The following is a 7,479-nucleotide window of genomic DNA, read 5'->3' as shown; positions in this document are numbered from 1 at the left end:
GGACACTGACTTCCTCGATCTTGTCGAAGAGGCGCATCTCAGCTTCAGGGCCAAGTCCGATGGCGAAATCGCCTTTGGGGCCCTGAAGGGCTTCCTGGACGTGCGTTACGGCACCCGCGACGGTTCGGCGTGCGCGGAGTTCTCGTGGGAAGGGCACGACGAAAATGACCCCGCCTGCGGTCGCGGATGGGTTATGATCGGCACTGCCGGCAGGCTCGTCGGCCACTTCTATATCCACAATGGCGACGATTCAGCCTTCGTTTGCGAACGCGGCTGAGTTCTTCAACAGCCTGCTAGGGAAGGTAGTATCTCGACGCCTGGCGGTGGTCTACCAATAATTAGTATCTCGCCGCACACCCTATAAATGCGGCTCATCAGGATAGGACAGCGTGCAATGATGAAAAGAGTAGCTAATCCTTTGCACATTTCACGATTCCTTCAAGTATATGATGACGACGCTGCAAGAAAAGGCGTCAATCTTTCGATAGGATTCGATTTTGATAGATATGTCTCGATCACGCGGACCACTCCAACGAAAAGGCCCACATATCCAAACTTCCGGCCAGATCGCTCGCCGATTAAATCAGGCGAGGGATTTTGGATGATGGGCGTCGACAAAAATGGCGAGGTTGCGGTTTTACAGGCTGTTCGAATGTATGACCTTTCGCGCAGCAACTTTGCCGATTATCTTGAATCGTTGAAGGCGTTTTACGCTGACCCGACCGTACATGCACATCCTAACGACAGTTGTACTTGCTTAGCACCAAGTGCGAAGAAGATTTCCGGGAAAGTGGCCTACCACGGGGATGCGTGGGTGCGCAGAGACTATAGAGGAAAAGGTATCCCCAACATCATGGCAGGAATGGCATTCGGCGTGTCGTTTGCCATGTGGGCTCCCGATTTCGTATGTGCGCTTGTACCGCGCTGGTTAGTGGATAAGGGCGTCCTTGCGCAATACGAATACACGCATAATGAACTAGGTGGGTCGATATTGCGGCTGGTAGAAGAGGACATTTCCAATGAAGACTGGCTTACTTGGGTAACTGGCGACGAATTGAGGACGCGTGTTGATCGTCACGCGCGCGAGTTCGCCCGGTAGGGGCGTCGCTATCATTGCCGCGATGATCTGATCAAGATCTCTGGCAAGAAGGATCGGACTGTCTCTCCACGCGATTGGACCGCGCCAGGTCGATCTGGGCTTCGGCCTCGGCTGGCGCGGTATCGATCTCATCGGCGCAGATGGTCCATAACTGACCTGCGACCACAGAGCGCGGTCGCATGGCAAAAGCTTAGGATCGCCGCTCTGCGGCTTCGGCCGGCTAAACAAACTCGCCGCTATGCTGCTGATGCTTTATCAGTCGATGCTCTCAACGGTTTCACCGATTCGTTGCCACCTTTTCTGCTGCAGCCTGGTTTTCAGCCATCTCGCGTCATGTCCTGCGAACAATCTTGCCGGATGTTGTCATGGGCGTTTCGTCGATAAACCGAATCACCCGCAGGTATTCGTGCGCCGCCAACCGCGACTTAACGAATCCGGCAATGTCATCGGCCAAAGCATCTGAAGCGAAATATCCGGGTTTGAGCACGACGTATGCCGCCACTACCGTACCACGAAGCGTGTCAGGCTTGGCTACCACTCCGGCAAGGCGGACCGCTTCATGGGTGAGCAAACAATCCTCTACTTCCGCGGGACCGATCGGGTATCCCGCAGAGCAGATTACGTCGTCGCTTCGACCTAGAAAACGCAACCGGCCTTCGGAATCGCGCAGTCCCCGGTCGCCCGTCAGGAGTCATTTACCATCCGGTCCCTCCACGAACTTTTTGCGCGTCGCCTCGGAATCATTCCAATAGCCGATTAACATCACCGGGTCCGGGGACAGGACCGCAATGGCCCCCTCCGTTTCATCCTGCTGCCAATCGCCTGTGGTGGCATCGATCACGTCGACGATGTGACCCTCCACGGGCCGTCCCATTGTGCCAGCCAAAGGAGCCTCCACTGCTGCGACAGGAAGAAACGACCATGTTACATTCGGTCTGACCGTAGAACTCGTTGACATTGACTCCCCGCATCGCCTTTCCCCATTCGATCAGTTTTGCACCTAGTTTTTCGCCGCCGCTCGCCACGGACCGAAGTTGAAGATTGAGCTTGTCGGCGTCGGGCAAAAGCTTCATCATTTTCAAAGCTGTGGGGGGCAGAAACGCATTGCGAACTCGGTAGGTCTTGATGAGATCGCAGGCTGCTTTCGTAGTGAACTTTGTGAACCTGCACGCCACAACCGCGATGCCATGATGGAGTGCCGACATTAGCACATCGAGGAGACCGCCAGTCCATGCCCAATCTGCCGGGGTCCAGAACCGGTCGCCATTCTGCGGCAAGAACTCGTGACTGATCTGACACCCGGGAGATGCCCCAGAAGCACTCTATGTGCATGAAGAGCGCCTTTGGGGTCTCCCGTCGTACCGGAGGTGTAGATCAAAATCGCCGGATCGTCTGCGAGTGTCGATACCGGCTCAAAGACGGCCGATTCCGCAGCACATAAGGCGGCGAAATCCTGAGCCGGCCCTATCGCCTCATCAACACAGATAATCAGCTTCAATGCCGGAAGGTAGTCAAGTATCCTGTTAATTCGTTCGACACCTGAGGCATCAGTCACTACCGCCCTTGCACCAGAATTTGCGAGGCGGTGCAAAAGCGCATCGGGACGCAAATAATGTAAATAGGGGGATCGATATGCACCCTAATTTTAGCAACGCAATGTGTGCTATTGCGGTTTCAACGCGCTGAGGAAGCAGGACACCGACGCGATCTCAACTTTCTCCTGCACATCGCCCGATCCCGCGCACTTTCAACGCATTAGCAAGTCTGCGCGACATAGTTTTCAAGTCATAGAAACAGTACTCCCGAAATGATTTTCTTCCAGGCTCTACATCAATGATCGCTAGACGATCGGGATCCTCCTCGGCCCCACCGATCACAGATGTCTACACCGATGTTGTAGTACTCTGGAATATGCCATCGAAAGGATGTTCGAATCTCGTGGAATCTTCTTCCTCGCATGAGCACCTTTCCGTCCTCCGGCTCACCCTACGGTGCTTGCGTGGATCGACCGCCACACGCCATTCACCTTCCACACTTCACCTCGTTATCTCCTACTCGCACCGCAGGACTGTCGAGCGCCTCTTGGCCACACTTTGAAAAAGCGCATAAAGCGCGGCATTTTTCATTGTAAGTTACCCACGAAACTACGTTGCCGAAATCAAATCAACTTGGGTGAGGCGCTGAATACAGCGCCGAGGCATCTTTGGTACACGAGCCTGGAGAACTGCATTTTCTCAAGCTAAAACTTGGTACGAAAGCCGCGGTGCGAACCGACGACCGGTGGAGCGCGATCGGTCGGTCAAGCAGACCTTCACCCGCATGAAGACTTTAAACAGACGACCCGTTCAAGCGACTGGATATGAGCCGGTAGGAAGGGAAAGCACTCCAAAGGTCGCAGGCGAAGTTGCAAATTTCAAGACTTTGGACCGTCATGCGGCAGCAGGAGCACGCCCCACATCGTAATCTTGTCGCACGTACACGCGCGCTTAAGCGACCGACGCGAACGTCATCCGGCAGAGGCTCATGATGTCATAGATAGGCAACCCTGTGATACGGCGGATCGCCGGTGTCACCAACGGAAACGCCGTGCATTCGAACAGGATCGCCGCGATTTCCGGATGGGCGTCGCGCAATCGCGCGACGCACGCTGCAACATCTCGCTCAATATCGGCTGCGTCGGTTGGTAATGGCGGACGCTTCATCTCATTTTGCCACAGCTTGCCGCCTTCTATGCCGCCGATAACCACCCTCGCCCGCTCGGCCGGACTATCCAGCCCAACCAGATTTTGGCCGAAATGCCTCGCGTCGGCCGTAATCACGGCGAGCTTGGCGGCAGGCGGTAGCTGCCGGAGCAACGCCGGTACTAAAAGCAGGCTCGACATCGCTACAGGAACTTTGACTGCCGCGGCCACAGCAGCCTGCTGCCGGATAGAAAAACCGCAGTTCGAGGTCAATGCGACAGCGCCCCGCTCGACAAGCCGGTGGGCAGTTGCAATATAGGCAGGCTCGAGCGCTGCATCGCCACGGATAACGCGATCCGCCCAAGCTTCAGGGACAGTCTCTGAAACCGTCGGAAAGTCAAAGCTAGCCGGATTTCGCATCGAGCCCAAGACGGCTGACGGCGGCGTAGTACCGGGCGGCAGCCCGCGATCGAGGAGCAAAATACCAAGAGAGCGCCGGGCCTGCAATGCCATTGAAATCTCCGTGAGCGGGTAGAATCTGCGTTATGTGGGCGGATCGTTGTGATGCGCCTCATTTTCTACAACTGGATAGCCGTTTTGGGGCAGATAGATTTGCACGCGCTAGCTCTAGAAGATCTGCCGTTGAGAAGGTGGATGATCAGCGAGGATAAGCGCGGTAACTCCTAAGGCGGGATAATCGTACGAACTCCGGCTCCTACTTTGTTCGAAAGCAAACATACCTTGCCTGCTGGTCAGAATCAGGCATGTTTCAATTTCGCGACCCCAGCGGAGACTGTTCTGATAAGAACGTCAGCCCAACGCGTTTGTCCAGCCTTGTCGGAAATATGATCATTTCTTGTTTCAATGAGGACGTGCGGGATTCCGCGTCGTTCTCCATGTAACGGTATCGTATAGTCTCCTATATCACCAACGGCATAGGGATCGTTAAGCGAAGCTTTTGCGTTTGGGTAAGTAGCGCGCATTTCCGAGAGCATCGCCTTTGCGAGGCGGTCATCCTTATTGAAACAACAGCCAAGTTCACACTCGCGCACCTCGCCCGTTCCTCATGATCGGGGTAAAGCTGTGGATCGTCAGAAGTAGCGCCTTTCGGCCGCGCGCTTGGACGCGATCTAGACCATCCGAAATGGCCTCGTGGAATGGGCGGTGGATGTTTTCAAAGCGAAGGGTTCGCTCCTCCGGCGTCAGTGCAACGTTTCGAGGGATTTCGGTGCCGTCACTCACCTCCGGAATGCAGTCCGCAGCTTCGAACGGGCGATTGCAGTCGATCACGAGTCTGCTGTAGGGTTGGACGTATAGCGGGGCGCAAAGAGCGCTAGCGAGTCGGCGGGAAACGGCTTCTGCTCCTACATCGTATGCGATATGCCTGTCCATCTCGCTGCGATCTACTCCAAGATCCCCGAGGCATTTCGGAATCGTTCTTCCCGCGTGCTCGCATACGAAGAAGAATTCGCTGTCAAACTCCCCGCCGACCACCTCCAGCGGTGACGGAACACTGTGAGCTAAATAAAAGCTGCCACGCTCGTTCATTGCCTACCCCCCAGTCCTTCATATTTGCTTTTGCTCGCATTGCGATTGGGTTGGCACGTTTTGAGAGCGTGCCATCACCCCTCATGCTCTTGATGGCGGCCGCAATCTTGTAATTAAGTTCCTTATCGCCAGGTGGCGTCGCGAGAGCTTGCGGTACTGAGTATGGGACGTCTCCGAGCTGTTTGACTGGATCGCCTGATTTCATCGCACCGCGCACTTGCGCATCGCTAGTGACGACCGCGCCAAGACGAACGCCATCGCCAAGGCGAAGTCATCAAGCGCGACGTTGGTGCTCGCGTGCGTCTTCACCGTACCGGGCATGAATTGGCACTGCGCTGATGTGGTGCGGCCCAGCCCTCTGTTGGAGCGTGATTGGTGTACGCTCCAGTCGCCGTGTTTGCCGTGACGCCCACCACCCTCCCGTCGCGATCGCAAAGCTTGATCGCCTTACTATCCTTGTGAACGGCGGCAAGCGCCCGCGCGTAGATGTACACGGCTGGCAAGTCAAAAACTTCCGTACGCTTCTTGGTCGGCGTCATCTGACCCATGGCAAGGTCTCAATGCCCCTGCCATTCGCCTGCGTTGATGCCTCCCAGCCTGGCGTCGCGAATTGGACCTGCACGCCCAGACGTTCGCCCATGCCCTTGGGCACACCCACATCAAAGCCATCGAGCTCGCGCCCGCCGTTCAACAACTCGGCAGCCAGTCTGCGCCGACCGCCACCTTCAGCTTCCTTGTGGCGAGGAAGCGATCGAGCACGACACCCGCTTTCGCGGTCGAAGTTACCAAAGCAACCGCGAGCGAGGCCGCAGCAGTCACGCATTCTTTCAAATCCGTTCATGCGATTGTCTCCTCCCTTTTTCATTCATACCGGCCGCTAGCCGGCGCCTAGCCCAGCCACTCGGCTTCGAGGTCACACGGCCGAGATCAAGCGCAGCCACGGCTACGTCGGCTTCAGTGCCGTCCTTCCAACGCTTAGATCCCAGCGCTAAGGCCCGGCAACGCCGCACGGGCAACAGCGAACAATACGAGGCGACGAGCAAGATCGGCCTGCTATTCCATCCGGAGTCACACAGGCTCACCTTCCATTCGTAAGGTCTCCTCCCCTTTTATCGCACGCCCTCCCTAGAGGAGCAGGGCAGGCATGAAACATTGATCTTCCCCCCAAAAAGTGGACGGGTTTAAGCGGCTTTTAGCTCCATCTCGATCGGTGGGATATATCCGATGGCGGAATGGAGCCGGGTTCGGTTGTAGAAGCCCTAGAAGAAGGCGAAGATATCGCGCCGAGCCTCGGTGCGGGTCCGATACTGCCGATGATGAACGAGCTTGGTTTGGAGGGTGTGGAAGAAGCTCTCCATCGGAGCATTGTCGTAGCAGTCGGCGCCTTGCGGCTCATCCATGCGGTGACGCCGGCGACGGCAAGGGCCGCGCGATATTTGTGTGAAGCGTACTGGGCGGATTCAAGCGGTCGTCGCAACACCGACTATGTTCACTCACGGCAACAACTCGTCAAGCGCTTCTGCCGGCGTTTCCAGCCCAGAGTCTTTCTCGATCGAGCGTTGAGGGCTGCGGCCACGGCAGCGATTTCATCAGCGCTGTGGATGCTCAGGTCTGTCCCTTTCGGGAAGTACTGACACGCGTCCTGTTCGCAAGCAGGCCGTCAGCTCACGGCGCAACGCTCCCCGGCTCTGAACGAAGAGGGACTGATAGATGGCTTCGTGGCTGATGCGCATAGTCTTGTCGTCCGGGAAGTCAATCGGCAGGCGACGGGCAATCTGCTCAGGGCTCCAGGCCTTGGCCCATCTCCGATCCTTTCGCGGGTCATGCCGGCGACTCTTCCAGGGAACGGCGGGCCTAGCAGGCTGTTGAAGAACTCAGCCGCGTTCGCAAACGAAGGCTGAATCGTCGCCATTGTGGATATAGAAGTGGCCGACGAGCCTGCCGGCAGTGCCGATCATAACCCATCCGCGACCGCAGGCGGGGTCATTTTCGTCGTGCCCTTCCCACGAGAACTCCGCGCACGCCGAACCGTCGCGGGTGCCGTAACGCACGTCCAGGAAGCCCTTCAGGGCCCCAAAGGCGATTTCGCCATCGGACTTGGCCCTGAAGCTGAGATGCGCCTCTTCGACAAGATCGAGGAAGTCAGTGTCC

Annotated in this window: 6 protein-coding genes and 4 pseudogenes; 2 read left to right on the top strand and 8 right to left on the bottom strand. The window is 56.7% G+C overall.

The window, feature by feature from the left end; translation table 11 throughout:
* On the top strand, positions 1–277 hold a 277-nt coding region (locus E4K65_RS45915; RefSeq protein ID WP_235886057.1), incomplete at its 5' end, for a hypothetical protein.
* A gap of 117 nt (positions 278–394) precedes the next feature.
* Positions 395–1,099 carry a hypothetical protein gene (locus E4K65_RS45910; RefSeq protein WP_135179668.1) on the top strand — a complete coding sequence of 235 codons (705 nt, stop codon included), beginning with the start codon at positions 395–397 and terminating at the stop codon, positions 1,097–1,099.
* Positions 1,100–1,430: 331 nt separating this feature from the next.
* On the opposite strand, the pseudogene E4K65_RS45905 reads toward E4K65_RS45910, so the two are convergent.
* The 8 genes and pseudogenes from E4K65_RS45905 to E4K65_RS45870 all read right to left on the bottom strand — a co-directional run.
* A pseudogene (locus tag E4K65_RS45905) lies at positions 1,431–3,064 on the bottom strand (AMP-binding protein).
* A gap of 521 nt (positions 3,065–3,585) precedes the next feature.
* Positions 3,586–4,293 (bottom strand): aspartate/glutamate racemase family protein, encoded by a 708-nt coding sequence (locus E4K65_RS48345; RefSeq protein WP_209312162.1) that lies wholly within the window; start codon positions 4,291–4,293, stop codon positions 3,586–3,588.
* Between the two features lie 525 nt (positions 4,294–4,818).
* A complete protein-coding gene (locus E4K65_RS45895; RefSeq protein WP_135179667.1) occupies positions 4,819–5,328 on the bottom strand; it encodes an N-formylglutamate amidohydrolase in 510 nt (169 codons plus the stop codon).
* 535 nt (positions 5,329–5,863) lie between these two features.
* On the bottom strand, positions 5,864–6,169 hold the full coding sequence (locus tag E4K65_RS49370; RefSeq protein WP_235886058.1) for a hypothetical protein: 306 nt from the start codon (positions 6,167–6,169) through the stop codon (positions 5,864–5,866).
* 340 nt (positions 6,170–6,509) lie between these two features.
* Positions 6,510–6,781 (bottom strand): annotated as a pseudogene (locus E4K65_RS49365) (integrase core domain-containing protein); the annotation flags it as partial.
* 36 nt (positions 6,782–6,817) lie between these two features.
* Positions 6,818–6,961, bottom strand: a pseudogene (locus E4K65_RS50185) (IS30 family transposase); the annotation flags it as partial.
* Positions 6,951–7,172 (bottom strand): annotated as a pseudogene (locus E4K65_RS45875) (IS30 family transposase); the annotation flags it as partial. The pseudogenes E4K65_RS50185 and E4K65_RS45875, both read right to left, overlap by 11 nt.
* 30 nt (positions 7,173–7,202) lie before the next feature.
* Positions 7,203–7,479 (bottom strand): hypothetical protein (locus E4K65_RS45870; protein WP_235886057.1); only part of this gene is annotated, 277 nt, incomplete at its 5' end.

It is taken from the genome of Bradyrhizobium niftali, from assembly GCF_004571025.1.
In the GTDB taxonomy this organism is placed as follows: domain Bacteria; phylum Pseudomonadota; class Alphaproteobacteria; order Rhizobiales; family Xanthobacteraceae; genus Bradyrhizobium; species Bradyrhizobium niftali.
Note: the sequence above shows the minus strand (reverse complement) of the source record. Positions and strands in the feature narration are given on the sequence as shown.

Coding starts and splice junctions, on each gene's coding strand:
- E4K65_RS45910 (WP_135179668.1), top strand. CDS start 395: ATGATGAAAAGAGTAGCTAATCCTTTGCACATTTCACGATTCCTTCAA.
- E4K65_RS48345 (WP_209312162.1), bottom strand. CDS start 4,293: ATGGCATTGCAGGCCCGGCGCTCTCTTGGTATTTTGCTCCTCGATCGC.
- E4K65_RS45895 (WP_135179667.1), bottom strand. CDS start 5,328: ATGAACGAGCGTGGCAGCTTTTATTTAGCTCACAGTGTTCCGTCACCG.
- E4K65_RS49370 (WP_235886058.1), bottom strand. CDS start 6,169: ATGAACGGATTTGAAAGAATGCGTGACTGCTGCGGCCTCGCTCGCGGT.